This window comes from Prolixibacter denitrificans, assembly GCF_003014495.1.
Classification (GTDB): Bacteria; Bacteroidota; Bacteroidia; order Bacteroidales; family Prolixibacteraceae; genus Prolixibacter; species Prolixibacter denitrificans.
The window spans coordinates 52,601-71,368 of the sequence record NZ_PYGC01000011.1 but is presented as its reverse complement, the minus strand read 5'-3'; the positions used below and the strand labels follow the sequence as shown (position 1 = coordinate 71,368).

Below are 18,768 nucleotides of genomic sequence, written 5' to 3'. Positions count from 1 at the left end.
CTCACAAGGCTTTCCGGCATTAACACGATTCATTAACCGACAAAAAAGTGAACCCGTGAAAAAACAATCGCTTTTCCTCTTGACTATGATCATTCTACTGTTTGCTCCTGCTATGAGTCAGGCACAGGCCGGTAGTCCAATTCCGGCAACAACCGTAAATGACGTCCTTCAGAAACTAACCGAAAAATATGGTGACAGCACTGCCGAACGAATGGAACGCGGTGTGAAGCATGCAGCATCGCTGTGGCGAAAAGATGACGGTTCTGCAAAAGAGTTTACCTCATTTTGCCTCGATAATTACATCAACGATGCGACTCAGCGTGAAGCTTTCTTCAAACGTGTCAGCCAATATTTCGAGGCAATGTATGGCCATTTTGATGAGATAACGCTAGCCTTGCAGAAGAATGTGCAGTTGGCTACCGGCCCAATGCTTCCCATCGACAAAATGTTTGCCGGCTACTCGGTCGGCTCGCATATGCTGTCAGACCTCTATCGGAACAAAATTGCTTTTGCCGTTGCGCTCAACTTTCCCTACTATCCGTTAGCAGATAAGGAGAAATTTGCACCGATGTGGAGTCGCGAAGAATGGGCTTACGCCCGATTGGGTGATGTTTTCTCTGCACGTGTTCCTGCTGAACTGGAGCAGGCTTATGCCGAAGCCAACAGTAATGCCGACCTGTACATTTCGGAATACAACATCGAGATGGGGCATTTGCGCACCGACGACGGCCAGCAACTGTTCCCGGACGATATGGTACTGCTGTCGCACTGGAACCTTCGCGATGAGATTAAGGCAGATTACGCTGATAAAGAACAAGGTCCGAAAAAGCAGGATATGATTTACGAGGTGATGAAACGAATCATCGACCAGGATATTCCCGAGAAGGTAATCAACAACCCGGCTTACGAGTGGAAACCTTTTACCAACAAGCTTTACAGCAACGGTAAAGAAATTGCTTTCAAACCGGAGCCCAATACCCGTTATCAGCAAATCCTGAATAACTTTCATGCGTTGCGCGCCATCGATGCATATTACCCGGACATGGACACGTACATCAAACGGAAATTTTCGGGCGAGATGGAAATTCCGCAGCCGGAAGTGGAAGCGTTGTTCGATACTTATCTTCGTTCTCCGGAGCTGAAGCAAATCGGTGAGCTAATTGCTGAACGACTGGGACGTCCACTACGTCCGTACGACATTTGGTACGATGGTTTCAAAGCACGTAGTTCCATACCTGAGCAAACACTCAACGAAAAGACCGAAGCGTATTATCCCGACCCAAAAGCCTTCAAGGAAGACATGCCGAACCTACTGAAACAGCTGGGCTGGTCGGATGAGCGAGCTAACTTTATTGCTTCGAAAATTGCCGTTGATCCGGCCCGTGGTTCCGGACATGCCTGGGGCGCACAGATGATTGGCGAGAAATCGCATCTGCGTACACGCATTCCTTCTACCGGAATGAATTATAAAGGATACAACATTGCCGTTCACGAATTCGGTCATAACGTCGAGCAGACTATCTCGCTCTACAACATGGACTACTACATGATGCACGGCGTTCCGAACACCGCATTTACCGAAGCACTGGCTTTTATATTCCAGAGTCGTGACTTAAAACTGTTAGGTATTACCGACGATAATCCGCAGGCCAAATACCTGAATGCACTCGATAATGGTTGGTCGCTGATGGAAATTATGGGTGTTGGAATGGTGGATATGAAAGTGTGGAAGTGGCTGTACGCGCACCCCAATGCTGATTCTGCTGAATTGAAAACGGCTGTCATCAATATCTCGAAAGACGTTTGGAATACATACTTCTCGCCGGTTTTTGGGACGAAAGACGAACCGATTCTGGCCATCTATTCTCATATGATTTCCTATCCGTTGTATCTGCCAGCTTATTCGTATGGTCAACTCATCGAATTCCAGCTGGAAGAATACCTGAAAGGAAAGAACTTCTCAGACGAGATCGATCGCATTTATGAACAAGGCCGTCTGACACCACAGCAGTGGATGGAAGAAGCCGTTGGACAAAAAATTTCAGCGCAACCTGTTTTGAATGCAGTGGACGAAGCGCTGAAAGCCATTAAATAGCCTGCTTTTCCTAACAAAAACAGGGCATCTCCGCTGATGAAGGTGCCCTGTTTTATTTTGTCTTTATTGTTTATCCCCTACCTGAATAATGAATTCCGGCGTGTTCCCGAATACTATCCAGTGTTTTCATCAGCTCAAAACTTCGGCTGTAGGGCATCACTTCACTTTCCTTTTTCCCTTCATCCAAACACTTCATCACTTCTACCGCCTCCAGCTTCATACCGCACTCGGCATCTTCCCAGGTATAACGAATCGGATCAGTTCCCCGCGAACGGGTTTCCAACTGTTGATGTAAGATTCCTCTTCGGGTAATACGCAATATGCCTTTTTCACAAAAGATATCGCAACCCGGTCCGGACGCTGTATAGAATGAGGAATACAGCGATGCAAACACACCTTCCGGATAGTCAAACCGCATAGTGAGGCTGGTATCAATGCCACGGTCCGTCAATGCAGCTGACGCAGATATATCCTTCGGAGAACCTAAAAACCAAAGTGCATCGAACACGGCATACAGGCCGATGTCCAACAATGAACCGCCACCCAATTCCGGATTAAAAAGTCGTCCCTGCGGATCGTAAGGAGCAGTATTAAATCCGAACCAGCCATGCATGTACTGAATCTTACCCATCTCTCCCGATTCGATAATCTCTTTCGCTTTGCGATATGAAGGCTGAAACGGAGTAACAAAGGCTTCCATCAGTAATACATTGTTCTTCCGGGCCACCTCAAACATTTCAATCACCTCCTTCAGGTTCAGCGATAGTGCTTTCTCGCACAGCACATGCTTTCCCTGATTCATACACATAATGGCATGCTCAGCGTGATGCGAGTGCGGAGAAGCCACGTACACGACCTCCACATCCGGATCGGCAGCGAGCTCTTCGTAGCTTCCATAGGCTTTCTTCACATTAAAATCGGCTGCAAATAGGTCCGAACGGGCTTGATTACGTGAACCGACCGCAACTATTTCTGCATTATCGAGGGTTTGTAACTCCGTAGCAAATTTTCGGGCAATCCTTCCGGGAGCAAAAATTCCCCATTTCCAGGTTTTCTTCATGGCTAATTTTGTTTTGCATAAAATTAAAAAATCAGTGATGAATCACCAAAGTTAGCTCGGTTGAGACAAACGAACATCATCTTGTTGATTGGTCGCGGTTACCATTCACTAGGGAAATTATTTATACCCTTAATTGAACACAAATTCTCCTCATCCTGTTTTTATAAATGGATTTTATAGTCCATGCCAACCAATTCAATCCTAAACATTAAAAACATTAGCTTATGCAGGAAATATTCAGCGGTGACTTTTGGACCAAAGCCGCCACCACTCTTGTCGACTGGGCGATTAATAATGTTCCGTCCATCATCATCATTATCCTACTTTTTTTGATAAGCATGCGATTACTGCATTTTCTGGTCAGCAAGCTACACGGGCTTATCCTGAAAAGAGCCATGAAAGGTGATAATCAAAGTAATTTAGAAGCCGAAAAACGGACCAACACCCTGATGGGGATTGTTCGCGGTGCCGGAAAAATTATCATATGGATCATCTTCCTGATGATTCTACTAGGCAAATTTGGTGTCGACATTGGTCCCATTTTAGCTAGTGCCGGAATTGTCGGACTGGCTGTTGGTTTTGGTGCCCAGGAACTGGTTCGGGATTTCATTTCCGGTTTTTTTATTTTGCTGGAAGATCAAATCCGTATCGGCGACGTAGCCATTATCAACGGAACCGGCGGTGTCGTCGAAAAGATAGAGCTGCGCACCATTACCCTACGAGACTTTTCGGGCGTGGTGCACATTTTTCAGAACGGCAAGATCAACTCGCTTTCGAACATGACCAAAGAGTGGTCGGCCATGGTTTTTGATATTGGCGTTGCTTATAAAGAAGATGTGGATCAGGTGATGAACATTATGAAGGAAGTAGGTGCCGATATGCAGCAAGACGATGAATTCAAGGACAAAATTCTGGAACCGATTGAGGTTGTCGGGCTCGACCAGTTTGGCGACAGCGCGCTGGTAATTAAAGCCCGGCTGAAAACACAACCGATTCAGCAGTGGGCCGTTGGCCGGGAATACCGTCGAAGACTGAAAATAGCTTTCGATAAGGTCAACATCGAAATCCCGTTCCCACATACCACCATCTATTGGGGCGAGGAAATCAATCCATTGCAATTACAGCTTAATCAGGCCGAAAATCTTTCAGGGGAAGCTGCTCAAAATTGAACGCTACAAAAATTTATTTTGTAAGCAGAAAAAATATTTTTCTAAGCATAAAATAGAAAACGGATGCCTTGCAAATTTTACAGCAAGAGCATCCGTTTTTATGTTTTATCAGATTTCCTTCGGATTAATCGCGAAAACGTTTCAGCAAATCGTCATAGGCGTCAATGCGGCGATCGCGCAGGAACGGCCACCAACGGCGTACTTTTTCCGAACGTTCCAGGTCAATATCAACCAACAAATTGGCTTCCGATTCGTTTGGAGCGGTTGTCAACAGTTCGCCCTGTGGACCAGCCACAAAGCTGTTTCCCCAGAACTGAATTCCCTTGGTTTGACCGGAATGATCAGGCTCATGCCCTACCCGGTTCACCGAAATCACCGGAAGTCCATTCGCCACAGCATGCCCGCGCTGCGAAATCATCCAGGCATCGAGCTGACGTTGCTGTTCATCTTTCGGGTCGGATGATTCCCATCCAATGGCCGTAGGATAAATCAGCACTTCGGCACCAGCCAAAGCCATTAAACGGGCCGCTTCAGGATACCATTGATCCCAGCAAACCAGTACCCCCAGCTTTCCAACTGATGTGTCAATCGGCTCAAAGCCCATATCGCCCGGCGTGAAATAAAACTTTTCGTAGTAAGCCGGGTCATCGGGAATATGCATTTTCCGGTATTTCCCGGCAACGGAACCATCTTTCTCAAAAACCACCGCCGTGTTATGATACAAACCAGGGGCCCGCTTTTCGAACAACGAAGTGACGAGCACAATGCCATGCTTTTTCGCCAATTTACTGTAATGTTCCGTCGACGGACCCGGAATCGGCTCCGCCAAATCAAACTGACAGGTCTCTTCGGTCTGACAGAAATAGAGGCTGTTGTGTAACTCCTGTAATACTACCAATTCGGCACCTTCTTTCGCGCAAATGGCAATATTTTCCGTCAATTTATCGATGTTGCTCTGAATGTTTTCAGAATTCTTCTGCTGAATCAGTCCGGCTTTTATTGTCTTACTCATAACTCTTGATTTTCGAATTCTTACAGCACTCCTTCCGGGAATTGCATCGTCACGCAGTGCAGCGAACCATGCTGTTTGATTAGCGGTAAACAATTGATGCCGATAATCTCCCTTGCGGGGAAAGCGTCCTGCAGTATCTTTTGGGCTTCTTCATCCTTCTCTGTCCCGTAAAACGGAAGGAGAACAGCATTGTTCATGATCAGAAAATTGGCATACGTAGCAGGCAACCGGTCTCCATCATCGTATACCGCATCAGCCATAGGCAATGCCAGCAAACGATATGGTTTTCCATCCAACGTTGTGAACGCTTTCAATTCATCCTCCATTCGCTGCAAAGCATCAAAATGCTCATCTTCCGGATCGGTACATTTCACGTAGGCAATGGTTTCGGCATCACAAAAACGGGCCAGCGTGTCCACATGACTGTCGGTGTCGTCGCCGGCCAGATAACCATTGTTCAGCCACAAAACCCGTTTCAAACCGAAAATCTCTTTCAGCAAGTGCTCAATTTCCTTTTTGTTCATGTGTTCGTTCCGGTTGGGCGACAACAAACATTCAGCCGTTGTTAATACGTTTCCTTCGCTATCTGATTCAATCGCTCCGCCTTCCAGCACAAACTCCAGAAAGTTCGCGTATCCGGCATTCGCCGAAAAAGCTTCTTTACTGAATAAACGACGTGTAATCTGATTGTCATGATTCGACGGAAACTTCTGGCCCCAGCCGTTGAAACGGAAATCATATAATATTGGGGCACCATCACGAAAAACCGTAATGGGACCATGATCTCGTGCCCACGTATCATTCGACGGCACTTCATAAAAATGCACGTTGCCAAGATTGATGCCCGCCAGCTTTTCTTTTAACTTAGTTCCGTTCTGGCAAACAATCACCAACTGTTCGCGCCGGGCAATTTCATTCGCTATCGCGATGAAACTCTCCTCTACTTCGTCCAGCATTTCCGACCAATCTGTTCCGGCGTGAGGCCACGTTAGCATCACCCCACTCTGTGGATACCACTCGGCCGGTAAGAAGGTATTTGCACTTGCTTTCATCATGGCTCAAATGTAGAATTTTTCGGTTATTGCTTATCGCTATGAAAAGCGGATAATACTTCTTTCAGGAACGTATTATCACTGAAATGTTCCAACGAAAATCCCAAGCGGACCACCACCAGCTTTTTCGATGGCATAATGAAGATACGTTGTCCCCGGTGACCATCGCAATAAAACATGTCCTCCGGCGCGTCTGGAATTGACTTATCACGATTAAGCCAGAACTGAGCGCCGTAGTTCCCAGTGGAAGCAGGAGCCGGTGTCCGGGTATATTTCACCCACTCCGGAGAAACAATGGTATCGCCCTGCCAGATTCCGTTATTCAGGTATAACAGCCCGAACCGAGCCCAATCGCGTGCAGTAGCATAACCATACGACGACCCGACAAAGTTTCCGGCCGCATCGGTTTCCATCAGCATACTACGCATCCCAATTTTATTGAATATTTCCTTGCGGGGAAAGTTCAGGTACTCATCGTCGTTACCAATGATGTGACGAATCATTCCCGAAAGGATATTAGTCGTGCCGGAAGAATAATACCACTGCGTTCCCGGTTTCACACCGTAAGGTGCTTTTACTGCGGCTTTGTACACATCACCTTTTCGATACAGCATGACCGTTACGTCCGATACATTCCCATAATCTTCATCCCATTTCAACCCGCTGCTCATGTGCATCAGGTTGTTGACGGTGATATTTTTTCGCTGGTCATTCTGCCATTCGGGTATTGGAGCCGGTTCGTTCACATCCAGTTTACCTTCGCGAGTTAACACTCCCAACATCGCATTAATGACACTTTTATCCATCGACCAGCCCCACATCCGGGTTTCCGGCGTAATACCTTCTTTGGTCCAATATTCCTCACCGACCAGCTGATTTTTATAAACCACCACCACAGCGGCAGTCCTTTTCAAATCTTCATCACCGTGATCGAAAGCATCATCCATTGCTTTCTTCAGCCTGGAGTAATTGATTTCAGGAAATATGGTGTCTTTTAGTTGATCTCCCGTTGGCCAGGCTACTTCAAACGGATCGGCTGGTTGCGGTGCCAATTGTTTATGCGATTCTGCTCTTACTTTGCTTTCCGGCATGTCACCAACCAGAGTACAGCCCAGTCCTTCACGATAAACGGCAGTTTGGTGAGCCATTCCCAGGAAGGAAGTCGTAACAGTCTTCTTCTTAAAATCAATCTTGCTGTGTGTATATTTCACGATAGAGTAATCCAGATCCTGTGCAATCACCTGATCTGCATTTCTGTGGGCTACAAAAACTCCGGATGCCAAACATTTAGCTCCGTATCCTGTCGCGATATAAAATCGTGGATACTGCCAGGCAACCAGTGCCACCAGGGCAAGAACAATCACAACAGGAACAATCCGTTTCAACTTCATATGCCAAAATTTTATGTTTCAAACCAAAGATAATGATAAATCCGTGACCGCTTAGTGAGCCATCAAACAACAAATGCATCCCAATATTCTTACTATCGATTTTTTTTTAATTTTGAATTTCAAATTGCCAGGCAAACCAAAGATTACATGAAAAAGGCACAAACCTTCCATTTAACTGAAGTTACCGACGCACCAACCCGCAAAGAATTTCTAACACTTCCGGTGAAGCTTTATGCGCAAGACAAAAACTGGTCGCACCCGCTTGATAACGACATAAGGGAAATATTGGACCCGAACCGGAACAAGTTGTTAGCTCATGGCGAAAGTCAATGCTGGATTTTGAAGGATGACACCGGAGAAACGGTTGGTCGCATTGCTGCCTTTTATGAAAAAGAATCGTCCGACCAGAATGAGCAACCAACCGGCGGTGTGGGTTTTTTCGAATGCATCAATGATAAAGATGCTGCTTTCATGTTGTTCGACACCGGAAAAGAGTGGCTAAAAGAGCGGGGAATGGAAGCGATGGACGGCCCGGTAAGTTTGGGCATGCGCGATTCCTTCTGGGGCTGTTTAGTTGATGGATTTCATGAGCCTGTGTATAACATGCCTTATAATTTCCCCTACTACCGTGAATTATTTGAAGCATACGGCTTTCAGGACTATTTCCAGCAACATACCTATTGGCGGAAATTTGAGCCGGGAGGATTGCACCCGGCCATCAGAAGACGTGCCGATTACCTGCTTAGTCAACCCGAATATCATGTAAAAATGATAGAAAAAGGCGACAAACAATTTGCCTATGACTTCAAGGAAATATATAACAAAGCCTGGGCGGAGTTCAATGGAATCAAAGGATTAACGGATAAGGAAGCCATGGAGTTATTGAAATCCATGGCCCCCATCATGGACGAACGGTTGGTTTATTTCGCCTATCACAACGAGCAGCCCATCGGCTTTTTCGTCATGATGCCGGATATTGGGCAGATTATTCGTCGCTTCAAAGGCAAATGGAATCGGTGGAATAAACTGAGATTCCTCTATCATTTAAAAATGGCCAGATCAATTGACCGTGTCATCGGACGTATCTTTGGTGTCGTTCCCGAATTTCAGGGAAAAGGCGTGGAAGGTGCGATGGTAATTGCCTTTGAGAAAGAAGCCATGAAACCATCATTTCCATACAAAACCCTGGAGTTAAACTGGATTGGCGATTTCAACCCGGTGATGATGAAGGTCGCTGAATTCATCGGTGGCAAAATTTATAAAACGCACATCACCTACCGCTACCTCTTCGACCGGACAAAGGAATTCAAGCGGGCTCCGAAAGTAAACATGCCGAAAAGAAAACCGACAACCACTTCTTCCTGATTTTCCCGTCAACTCTTACTTTTGCAAAGATGAATAGCAAGAGCGTACTTCTGGGGATGAGCGGCGGGGCGGACAGTTCGGTAGCAGCCATGCTATTGAAAGAGCAAGGATATGTAGTGACGGGCGTAACCTTCCGGATGTTTGACAATGATGACCAGGAACCGGAATTCGTTGCGGAAGCAAAAGCATTAGCCAAGAACCTTCAGATTCCCCACTATGTGATGGACATCCGGGAAGAGTTCGAACAAACCGTTATTCATTATTTCGAAAATGAATACCTGGCGGGAAGAACTCCTAATCCTTGTGTATTCTGCAATAATCACATCAAGTGGGAATACCTCGCGCAAAAGGCGGACGAACTTGGCATAGCCCATTTGGCGACCGGTCACTACGCCCGAATCATAAAAACCAACGATAAATTTTTCATTTCGCGGGGAAAAGACCCCGATAAGGAACAATCCTTCTTTCTTTGGGATTTGCCACAAAAATACCTTCAGCGCATTGTTTTCCCGTTAGGAGAATTGAATAAAACAGAAGTGCGCAAGATTGCAGCCGACAGAGGTTTTAAAAAAGTGTCCGGGAAAAAGGACAGTATGGGAATTTGTTTCGTTCCCGGCGATTACCGTCCCTTTCTCGAGAAGAGATTAGTAAGCAAACAGCTTCTTCCCGGTCCCGGAAATTTCGTTTCAACGACGGGAGAAATAATCGGTCGTCACAAAGGATACGTTTATTATACCATCGGGCAACGGCGGGGTTTGGGTATTCATTTGAACAAGGCATTGTACGTAACGGCCATCAGGCCCGAAGCAAATGAAGTTGTCATCGGAAGCCAGGAAGATTTAATGACCGATCGAATTTTGCTGAAAGATTATCATTTAGTTGATTCGGAAATCGCTTTAAACACGGAAATCATTGTCAGGATTCGGTACCGGAAACAAGCCACGCCCGCAACCCTTCACATTCTAAACGAAAAATACCTTGAAGTAAAGCTTTCTGAATCCATTGTCAGGGAAGCTGCCGGTCAAACAGCTACTTTTTATCTGAACGATAAAGTTTTAGGAGGTGGCTGGATTGTTGACGAAATGAACGAAGAATAAAACCTAAACTCCTTTATTCATGATTGTTCCGAGCATTGGAATCAATTCGTGTAACGCCACCTGAGACAATGAATTTCATGGCTTCGGCCGGAGGAATCTCCAATCGTTTTACCCGCTCTACCGGAACAAAAAACAGCTCGCCGGCAAAACTGTATGCTAACGGGAAATACACTGCCACCTTCTCTTCCAAACCGATTTCCTCCAACGACTCCTGGGTGATAAACCCAACTTTCCAAATATCTTCTGACTCACTCATCAAAACCATCACCGGCGAATTGAACTTCTTTTCCTTTCCCACAAAAGCAGAAAACAGGTCTTTGAGCGAAGTGTAAATCAGGTTCAGGAAAGGTGTTCTCTCCAAAATTCCATTGAAAAAATTACGGAAAGGCGTTGCAACAATGCTCTCTCCAACAAAACCTAGAATAACCAGCAAAACAAATATGATGAGAATACCCAGTCCGGGCACACGGAAACCAATCCAGTCATCTAGATAAGTGCTCAACAGACCGTCGGTGATATCGAAAATCTCAAAAACAAAGTATATAGTCAAGGCCAACGGTGCGACCATCAAAAGGCCCTGGAGAAAATAGGTGACCAACTTTTTCATTGCTTCCGGCTTTTACAGTTTTAACGGCTGCAAAGTACTAATTTGCTTCAGTCCAAACACTCTCTTTTCGTTAACAATGCAATAAGTTAATAACAACCATTCCGTCAAAAGTCGATGGTTGTAATGACTAAAAGCGTCACGATGTTTATTTTTTAATCTACTTTCTTTCAGTTACTGAAGATATTTGGCATATTGCATATTGTAATACAACGATTTGTGATGAAGAAGAATGCCCCGGAAAAGTGGATAAAGGCCAAACTGACGGCAGGATTCCTGATTGTATTTGTGATTGCTCTTTTGTTTTTCGGTATCAGCTATGTAAGCGTTGTTCGGGTAATCAAAAACCAGTCATATAACGACAGCTTCCCCCAGAAAATGGTACTTCTCAACAGGGTGCTTTCGCAAATGATTGAAGCGGAGGGATATGGCCGAATTTACGGTATCACAGAAGATCCGAAATTCAAGGAACTCTACCATAACAAGCGCGACTCTATCGAGATATTGGTAAACGATTTGCACCAGTATTTTAACGATTCGTTGGCGTTAAGTCAGATTGACACCATCCAGGGACTGTTTGCCGAGAAAGAACAGTTGATGGAAAGTCTGATTCAAATCAACATCATCAATCAATACCGGAAACAATACGGAGAGCTGATCAGTGTTATTCCCGACACACTGGAATACGAAATCACTACGACCAAATACACCTCCACGTTTGTCGACTCTATGGAGAAAAAAGGAGCTCCGATAAAACGCAACACACTCCAAAAGCTTTCAGATTTCCTTACGGGAAAAAAACCGGAACCGACAAAATATAAAGTTCCGGTCATCGAGCAACGGGTCGATTCATCAAAAGTGAGTCACGTCCGGAAAGATTCCACGTTAATTCAAATCAAGCGGGAACTATCACAATTTCAGGCGCAGCAAGCAAGGTTCAATAGAGCACTGAGTACCCAGGAGCAACAGCTGGTTAAGCTTGACAACCAGATTATGAACAAAATTCGGGAAGTTGTACAATCGCTCGAAGACGAAGCGTTTCACATGTCCGCCGTAAAGAGCCAAGAGATGGAGCAAATGCGGGGGAAAACCTTTAACCAACTGATATATCTGGGTATTTCGGCGTTAATCATCTTTGCCTTATTCATTCTTTGGGTTAACCGTGACATTTTGCGCAGCCGCCGATTGAACGATCAGTTACGCTCGTCGAAAGACAAGGTAGATGAATTGCTGAAAGTAAAAGAGCAATTCCTTGCCAATATGAGCCACGAGATTCGGACACCGCTTACCTCTGTCATTGGCTTCGCGGAATTGCTTTCTGAAGGATTGGCCGACAAACCCCAGGCAAACATGGCTAAAACGCTACTTAGCTCAGCCCGTCACCTTCACCGGATGGTGAATGAGATTCTCGACTTTTCGAGAATAGAAGCAAACATGGTCAACCTGAGCGAAGATGAGATTGAAGCGAACGAGTTGATGAAAGAAGTCTTCGAAGAGATGAAGCTGGCTGCCCAGAACAAAAAAATTGGTTTCAGTTTCGAAGTCGAAGAAGGACTGCCCGATTTCAGCACCGACCGGATGCGATTGAAACAAGTGCTCATCAACCTGGTTGGAAACGCGATTAAGTTTACACAGGAAGGATACGTTAAATTCACCGTCAAACGGGAAGATCATAAACTTTCCTTTGCCGTTACCGATACAGGTATTGGTATTCCGGAAGACCAAAAAGAGGAAATCTTCGAAGAATTCTCACAAGTCGATAACTCGAAAACAAAACAGACCGGAGGTACAGGCTTGGGACTCTCGATCAGTCGCAGACTAATTAAATTAATGGGAGGCGCTATTTGGCTGGAAGGTGAAGAAGGCAAAGGAAGTACGTTCCACTTTACCATTCCGCTGAAAGAAGCTACCGGCAATCAACTGAAGGATGAAGTCATTACGCCCGATTTCCTCGCCGGGAAGAAGGTACTTTGTATTGATGATGACCCATTGGTACACCAGTTGCTGGAAGCGCTCATTCGTGACATGAACGGCGAAAAAACTTCAGCCTACACACCTGTTGAAGCCCTGAATTATCTTAAAAAAGAGACTTTCGACCTGATTGTTTCCGACGTACAAATGCCGGATACTGATGGAATTTCGTTAGCCAGAACCATTCGAAAAGAATTCAGTTCGTACACGCCGGTTTTGATTCTTACTGCCAACCTGAGCGAAAGCCGCATGGAAGAGATTTCTCAGATAGAAAATGTGTGGGCCATGCCAAAACCATTTACCCGTATTTCTCTGGCCCAAAAATTCCATTCCATCCTCAACGGAAAAGATATCGAAGACCTCGAGCGAAAAGAGAGGACACAGGCAAGTTTCAGCCTCGATGAGATCAAAACCTTTTCAGGCGATGACGATGGCCTGCTACGCACTGTAACAGAAACATTCATCCTCAACGCAGACGAAAGTATTGCATCGCTGAAAAAAATGGAGAAAGAAAATGATGTCCCGGGAATCAGGAAAACAGCTCATAAGATGTTGACCGGCTTCCGGCAATTTGCCATTTCGGATGGAGTCGTTATTTTAAAGCATCTGGAAACAGCCGAAGATGATCCATCTAAGCGGGATACCATACGCGCATCCATTATTGCACTAAGTCAGTTATGGAATGATGTCAGGGCACTTATCAACGAAGAAGTATTGTCTTAGAGCTCGATGTCGTACAAATGAAGTTTATTGTACAGCGTTTTTCTGTCGATGCCCAATAATTTGGCTGTCTTGGTTTTGTTGTAACGTGTTTTCTCTAACGCCTGCAAAATTGCCTCTTTCTCGGAAATATTTTTAATCTCTTTCAGATCGTTGACTGGTTGAGCATTTTCCGGCTGGCTTTTCACTGAGTTGTTGCGGTAGATTTCTTCAGGAAGTACTTCGCGGTTGATTTTCTCTTGTTTGCAAAGCAGAACAGCTCGCCGAATAACATTCCTCATTTCGCGCAGGTTACCCGGCCAGTCGTATTGAGTAAAAATACGTTGAACTTCATCGTCAAATCCAATTATCGATTTTCCGAATTCCGCTACTGCATCTTCCAGGAAGAATGCTGCAAACATCATCAGGTCACCGTCTCTTTCATGCAAAGGAGCTAAGGTCAACGTAAACTCATTCAAACGATGGTATAAATCTTCGCGGAAGCGACCTTCGTCGACAGCTTGTTTCAGATTCTCGTTTGTTGCTGCAATTATCCGCGCTTTAATCGGGAACTCACTATTTCCACCGACCTTACGGCCCATTCGTTCCTGAATGGCCCGCAAAAGTTTCATCTGCACATCGTAGGATAGATTTCCAATCTCATCGAGAAAAATAGTTCCCTCTCCCACTGCTTCGAAGTGACCGGTCTTATCGTTCACAGCTCCTGTAAACGACCCTTTCACGTGACCGAATAATTCACTGGCAGCAATATCGGGGTGCAACGCGCCACAATCGACCGCTACAAACGGTGCCTTTTTCCGTTTACTCAACTCGTGAATCCGGCGGGCGACATATTCTTTACCTGTGCCACTATCGCCAATAATCAAAACAGAAATGTCGGTCGGTGCAACTATGCGGATATGCTCTTCAGTTCTTTTGGATTCCTCACTGTTCCCTACCAGGAATTTTCGCCCATTCTGTACAGGTTCTTTTGTCTTCTTTTCCTGTGTTTCACGCTTTTTCAGTCCCTCTTTAATAACGTGAAAAAGTTCGTCGGAATTAACAGGCTTCGTCACATATTCAAATGCCCCCAGCTTAACAGCTTCAACTGCCACACGTATATCTGAATAGGCGGTAATGAGGATAACGACCGTGGAAGGCGCTAATTTCTTGCTTTCTTTTAACACATCAATGCCAGTTCCATCAGGCAAGCGGTAATCGGTTAAAACCAAATCATAAGAATTCTTTGCCAATGATTGACTGGCTTTTTCATAATCATGTGCCGTATCGGCATCAAAGCCTTTTCGCTTTAAAAAACCCTGCAATAACATGCAGAAGGAGGTATCGTCATCAACAATCAGTAATCGGGGCATGTCCATCAATATCAGGCAAAGATTATCGGTAAAAAAATCGGTTCGCGAATAAAGATAAAATTTTTAGGTCGAAACCCTTTTATTCAACGCACAAAAGGTAAATGATATTATACAATTAAAAAATAAAAAAGCGGATTGTTCAAACAACCCGCTTTTATGTGAAAAACTTTAAATCGGTAGGATTCCTGACCTACCTTAGTGAATTCTCTCAAAACCTAATTTATAAGAACGCTTGACGTTACTCTGTTTAAACAATGGGAGCAGAATCGGCAGCCATCCCCCTTTTTTATGGCTGCCTTCATCTTTTCCCGGTCTTTCATGAGCAGTCAATAAACAATTTTGTGCCGTTAGTACCAGGATGAACAACCGGGTAATATCCCACCATTACACCGGAAGTTTTTGTATTCCTGTTATTTCCGACACATCTTGCGATAATAAACCTAAACCTAAATTCTGAATGTGTCGTCAATAGAAGCTGTCCCATAGCGGCCAACCGTGCCAGGAAAACCACCCGGGACCAGCTTTGACTAAACAATACAAGTATGAACGGTATTTAGAAATCTACGATTTAAAGTTTGTTCGTGAACAGTAAATGTCCGTCGTGTCTTCACAATTGGTTTTTTATTTATTATTGGAATTTACTGCTCTAAAGCTTACCGGGTTATGATTCCGGCTCATACTTACTACCATCCTCATTGTACATGGCAGTCATGCTCTCTCCGTTTAACTGGAGAACAACTTTATATACTTTTGATCCATCTTCGGTAGTTGCAACGAACCCCTGACTGATTTTGGCATCTTTGTAGTCACTGGCAACAGCCTTGGTCACCGCTTCGGGCAAATCTGCCACATCAACCGAAATAAATTTGAGGTCAGATTGCATTACAAAAGATGAATTCGTTGTTTTTGAAACTGAATTGGCAGCATCAGCAACATAGCCAGTGCCAAGCGCAAAAACTAAAACCAATGGAATTAATACTTTTTTCATAACTAACTCGTTTTTAATACAATTGTTAATATTTAGAAATTTGCTGGTGATTTGAGTCTTTTATTTAATTGATTTGATACCGTGAGCCATCTGCGTTAAACATGATCGATTCTTCCTGGCCTTCCACGTTCAAAATCACTTTGTACAATTTTGTTCCATCACTCAAATTAGCCACATAAGCCCCGGTAATCGTTGCATCTTTAAACTGTTCACTTACCGATTCCTTAATTGCGTGAGGCAGTTCGTTGACGCTAATTTGTCTGAAGTCGGGCTTTGCCCAAACATTCGTTATTTCCAAACGACCGGAAAAAACCGGGCTGGCATTTACTGCATATATTGTGGCCATCGAGAAAAGTATGGCTACGGTAAAAAATAACTTCTTCATATCCCCTTTTTAAAATCAATCTCCTCCTCAAAAATTATTTTTTCTATTGGCCTCATCAAAAATCAACCGTCCCTACCTGGAATATATTTACTTCCATCTTCCTTGTAGTAATTAACTTTAGTGCTCCCTTCTACATTCAGGAACAGCTTGTAAATAACCATTCCGCAAGGAAGACGACTTTTGTATGCCTGTGATATCGAAACCTGGCGATATTCACTCTTAACGGCCAAACTGACAAACGCCGGGACATCCGATAATTCAATTCGACCAAAATCGATTTTGAACTCCATTGCCATTTGCCTTCCGGCAGAATCTTCCTGCGCAAAAACCGGCTTTCCAGGCATCAGTGAAAAAACAGCAATCAATCCTATCGCGGACAACAATCGCATATTCCTCCTTTTTTATTTAATTCTGCAATTGAGCAACATACCTCTCTCCATCAGCTTTGTAAACTACATTACTGATGCCTGAATTCGACCTGAAGGTCAATCGGTAAACCAGCACTCCGCTTATCGTTCCTGCAATTACCTGGTTTGATAAACGGCATCCGGTCAATTCTTCAGCAACCGATTCCTTCACAGCCATCGGCAAGTCACTCAACTGAATAACCTCAAAAACCACTTGTTCAACAGAAGAGTCATTCATCGAATGCTCATTTTCTATTTGTCCGGTAATACCCGCTGAGGAAACCGGAAGCAAAAGAAACTCTATGGAAGAGTGATTTTTCATGTTAATTCATTTATTAATTCAAAGTATCTGCTTGTCTTCGGTACTACTTATAGAAAAGGTTGTGCCAAAGTCAGAGAGACTGGAACCATAATTTCTATAAAACACATTATACTTGAGGATTACACTGAATACATTTTTTTGAGGAAACAATTATGATAACACAGACTCAAATCAACATGTAGAATCAATTCCACAGTTTGAGTACACAGCTTGTGGAGTTAAAATGGTTTATAGAGGAAGGTAAAGGAAGGATATAGTCAAAATAACAGTAAGAGAATAATACACAGCCTAATGCATGATTAAAATCAGACTTTTATACTGCCGTAAAACAGAAATGTTAAAAAACATCTATACTATTCACTTATAACCAGTTAAACACATATCGTTTTGAAAAACTGTCATTTGAAGGCACTAAATCGGAAACAACACCCGTTACATCAACATATATTGATAACTGGAGCCGTATGCTGTATAACCTGTTTGCTTTTTTCTGTTCAGTGTAACACGTAAATTGGCATTGCAGAATACAAAATAACATGATGATATTACAAATAAAGTAAACCACCAAACAACAAATTCAAACCCAACTAGAATGAGTAGAACTACAGAATTACAGACAGTTAAATCTTTTCAGGAGCAAAAGAGAAGATTTAAGAACAGAATTGTGAAAGAGATCATCAGTAAAGATGAAAGATTGACGGAAATCAGAGATTTCTGGGGAAAGAGTCCAAAGGCGTTGACCGAAATTCTGATTGTCCATGAACTGGATGAGGGAATAACTTTCGACTACACGGATCACTATAAGATTCCACCGTCAGTCGACGCTGAGATTGAAATGATTTTCAAAGAGATCTTCTTATCATAGGCCGGAGTTTTCCGGCTTTTTTTGTGCTTACACCTACTGAATACCTTTCAGTTCCGGGGAAATATGCGTGCATCCATAACCTTATCAAAACAAAAGCCTTATTGCATTGCGGTCGACTACTTCCTTTGCCCGGTGCTCTCAAACGGTTTCGATAAAAGGTGACGTATCGCCACTCCTGGACGATAAAACAACATCCTGGGGCCCGACCAACGCATTACTTCACGAATTTTTTCGCGCATTGCAGGTTTGTAGCAATGGACCAGACATTGTTTGCAAGCAGGCTTTTCGTCACTAAACACACAATTATCCAATCGTTTTTCTGCATAATCGAGCAGTTCTTGGCAATCAGAACAAATTCCTCCCACTCTATGATTTTTTCGACAATACAATTCAACCATGAGGGTCACAATCTGCTTTTCTTTAACGCGTTTTCCGGTCATTGACAAAACTATCTGCTGAAAAGTAAATTCCCACCGAACCAAGTCCGGCGGGAATAAAAACGAATTAACCTCTTAACTACTTCTTGTACTTATAAATTGGTTTTGATCATGGTCAACAGCATTTTAAATGATTCAGTTGCTTCAACGGCATGAGTAATATTGGAAGGAAGAATGATGGCTTCCCCCGTTTCCAACTCTGAATTCTCACCACCAATAGTAATTGTAGCTTTCCCTTCTACAACCTGTACCAGTGCATCGAAAGGTGCAGTATGAGGACTCAGCCCCTGCCCCTTCTCGAAAGCAAATAGCGTAATGGTACCGGTCGGTTCTTTGATGATGGTTTTACTGACCACCGCTCCTTCAGCGTACTCAATGCCGGAAGCAACGTTAAACTGTTTTCCCTTTTCCATAATTTACAAACTCATTTTGATGAGCCCGACCGGCCCCGATTTCTCCGCTATCCAACTCACTAT

The 18,768-nt window shown here is 44.1% G+C and carries 18 protein-coding genes; 6 read left to right on the top strand and 12 right to left on the bottom strand.

Annotation, left to right across the window (positions count from 1 at the left end):
* Positions 1-55 precede the first annotated feature (55 nt).
* Positions 56-2,095, top strand: coding sequence for a hypothetical protein (locus CLV93_RS16905; RefSeq protein ID WP_146142055.1), 2,040 nt, complete (start codon positions 56-58; stop codon positions 2,093-2,095).
* Between the two features lie 70 nt (positions 2,096-2,165).
* Here CLV93_RS16905 and CLV93_RS16900 read toward each other — a convergent pair whose 3' ends face one another.
* The gene (locus CLV93_RS16900; protein ID WP_106543400.1) at positions 2,166-3,155 is read right to left on the bottom strand and encodes a Gfo/Idh/MocA family protein; all 990 of its coding nucleotides are present in this window, start codon (positions 3,153-3,155) and stop codon (positions 2,166-2,168) included.
* 224 nt (positions 3,156-3,379) lie between these two features.
* On the opposite strand from CLV93_RS16900, the gene CLV93_RS16895 reads away from it, so the two are divergent.
* On the top strand, positions 3,380-4,324 hold the full coding sequence (locus CLV93_RS16895) for a mechanosensitive ion channel family protein (RefSeq protein WP_106543399.1): 945 nt from the start codon (positions 3,380-3,382) through the stop codon (positions 4,322-4,324).
* 124 nt (positions 4,325-4,448) lie between these two features.
* On the opposite strand, the gene CLV93_RS16890 is transcribed toward CLV93_RS16895, so the two are convergent.
* From CLV93_RS16890 to CLV93_RS16880, 3 genes are read right to left on the bottom strand one after another with little or no spacing between them, the layout of a single operon-like run.
* On the bottom strand, positions 4,449-5,336 hold the full coding sequence (locus CLV93_RS16890; protein ID WP_106543398.1) for a carbon-nitrogen hydrolase: 888 nt from the start codon (positions 5,334-5,336) through the stop codon (positions 4,449-4,451).
* A gap of 20 nt (positions 5,337-5,356) precedes the next feature.
* The gene (locus CLV93_RS16885) at positions 5,357-6,391 is read right to left on the bottom strand and encodes an agmatine deiminase family protein (RefSeq protein WP_211297886.1); all 1,035 of its coding nucleotides are present in this window, start codon (positions 6,389-6,391) and stop codon (positions 5,357-5,359) included.
* A 23-nt stretch (positions 6,392-6,414) separates the two neighbouring features.
* Positions 6,415-7,779 carry a serine hydrolase domain-containing protein gene (locus CLV93_RS16880; RefSeq protein ID WP_106543397.1) on the bottom strand — a complete coding sequence of 455 codons (1,365 nt, stop codon included), beginning with the start codon at positions 7,777-7,779 and terminating at the stop codon, positions 6,415-6,417.
* A gap of 147 nt (positions 7,780-7,926) precedes the next feature.
* Here CLV93_RS16880 and CLV93_RS16875 point away from each other — a divergent pair, with 147 nt between their 5' ends.
* The gene (locus tag CLV93_RS16875; protein WP_106543396.1) at positions 7,927-9,144 is read left to right on the top strand and encodes a hypothetical protein; all 1,218 of its coding nucleotides are present in this window, start codon (positions 7,927-7,929) and stop codon (positions 9,142-9,144) included.
* A gap of 29 nt (positions 9,145-9,173) precedes the next feature.
* A complete protein-coding gene (gene mnmA / locus CLV93_RS16870; RefSeq protein ID WP_106543395.1) occupies positions 9,174-10,241 on the top strand; it encodes a tRNA 2-thiouridine(34) synthase MnmA in 1,068 nt (355 codons plus the stop codon).
* Between the two features lie 13 nt (positions 10,242-10,254).
* On the opposite strand, the gene CLV93_RS16865 is transcribed toward mnmA, so the two are convergent.
* Complete coding sequence (locus tag CLV93_RS16865; RefSeq protein ID WP_106543394.1) at positions 10,255-10,848, bottom strand: DUF502 domain-containing protein; 594 nt, start codon at positions 10,846-10,848, stop codon at positions 10,255-10,257.
* 219 nt (positions 10,849-11,067) lie between these two features.
* Here CLV93_RS16865 and CLV93_RS16860 point away from each other — a divergent pair, with 219 nt between their 5' ends.
* The gene (locus tag CLV93_RS16860; protein ID WP_106543393.1) at positions 11,068-13,539 is read left to right on the top strand and encodes an ATP-binding protein; all 2,472 of its coding nucleotides are present in this window, start codon (positions 11,068-11,070) and stop codon (positions 13,537-13,539) included.
* On the opposite strand, the gene CLV93_RS16855 is transcribed toward CLV93_RS16860, so the two are convergent.
* The 5 genes from CLV93_RS16855 to CLV93_RS16835 form a co-directional block, all read right to left on the bottom strand.
* Complete coding sequence (locus CLV93_RS16855) at positions 13,536-14,888, bottom strand: sigma-54-dependent transcriptional regulator (RefSeq protein WP_106543468.1); 1,353 nt, start codon at positions 14,886-14,888, stop codon at positions 13,536-13,538. The genes CLV93_RS16860 and CLV93_RS16855 overlap by 4 nt on opposite strands.
* 661 nt (positions 14,889-15,549) lie before the next feature.
* Positions 15,550-15,876, bottom strand: coding sequence for a hypothetical protein (locus CLV93_RS16850; RefSeq protein ID WP_106543392.1), 327 nt, complete (start codon positions 15,874-15,876; stop codon positions 15,550-15,552).
* A 64-nt stretch (positions 15,877-15,940) separates the two neighbouring features.
* Positions 15,941-16,261, bottom strand: coding sequence for a hypothetical protein (locus tag CLV93_RS16845; protein WP_106543391.1), 321 nt, complete (start codon positions 16,259-16,261; stop codon positions 15,941-15,943).
* Positions 16,262-16,323: 62 nt separating this feature from the next.
* Complete coding sequence (locus CLV93_RS16840; protein ID WP_106543390.1) at positions 16,324-16,650, bottom strand: hypothetical protein; 327 nt, start codon at positions 16,648-16,650, stop codon at positions 16,324-16,326.
* Between the two features lie 16 nt (positions 16,651-16,666).
* On the bottom strand, positions 16,667-16,990 hold the full coding sequence (locus tag CLV93_RS16835) for a hypothetical protein (protein WP_106543389.1): 324 nt from the start codon (positions 16,988-16,990) through the stop codon (positions 16,667-16,669).
* A gap of 592 nt (positions 16,991-17,582) precedes the next feature.
* On the opposite strand from CLV93_RS16835, the gene CLV93_RS16830 reads away from it, so the two are divergent.
* Positions 17,583-17,855, top strand: coding sequence for a hypothetical protein (locus CLV93_RS16830; RefSeq protein ID WP_106543388.1), 273 nt, complete (start codon positions 17,583-17,585; stop codon positions 17,853-17,855).
* 116 nt (positions 17,856-17,971) lie between these two features.
* On the opposite strand, the gene CLV93_RS20620 is transcribed toward CLV93_RS16830, so the two are convergent.
* Together CLV93_RS20620 and CLV93_RS16820 are read right to left on the bottom strand one after the other, a co-directional pair.
* Positions 17,972-18,295, bottom strand: a complete 324-nt coding sequence (locus CLV93_RS20620) for a nitrous oxide-stimulated promoter family protein (RefSeq protein ID WP_106543387.1) — start codon at positions 18,293-18,295, stop codon at positions 17,972-17,974.
* Positions 18,296-18,384: 89 nt separating this feature from the next.
* A complete protein-coding gene (locus CLV93_RS16820; RefSeq protein WP_106543386.1) occupies positions 18,385-18,705 on the bottom strand; it encodes a cupin domain-containing protein in 321 nt (106 codons plus the stop codon).
* Positions 18,706-18,768 lie beyond the last annotated feature (63 nt).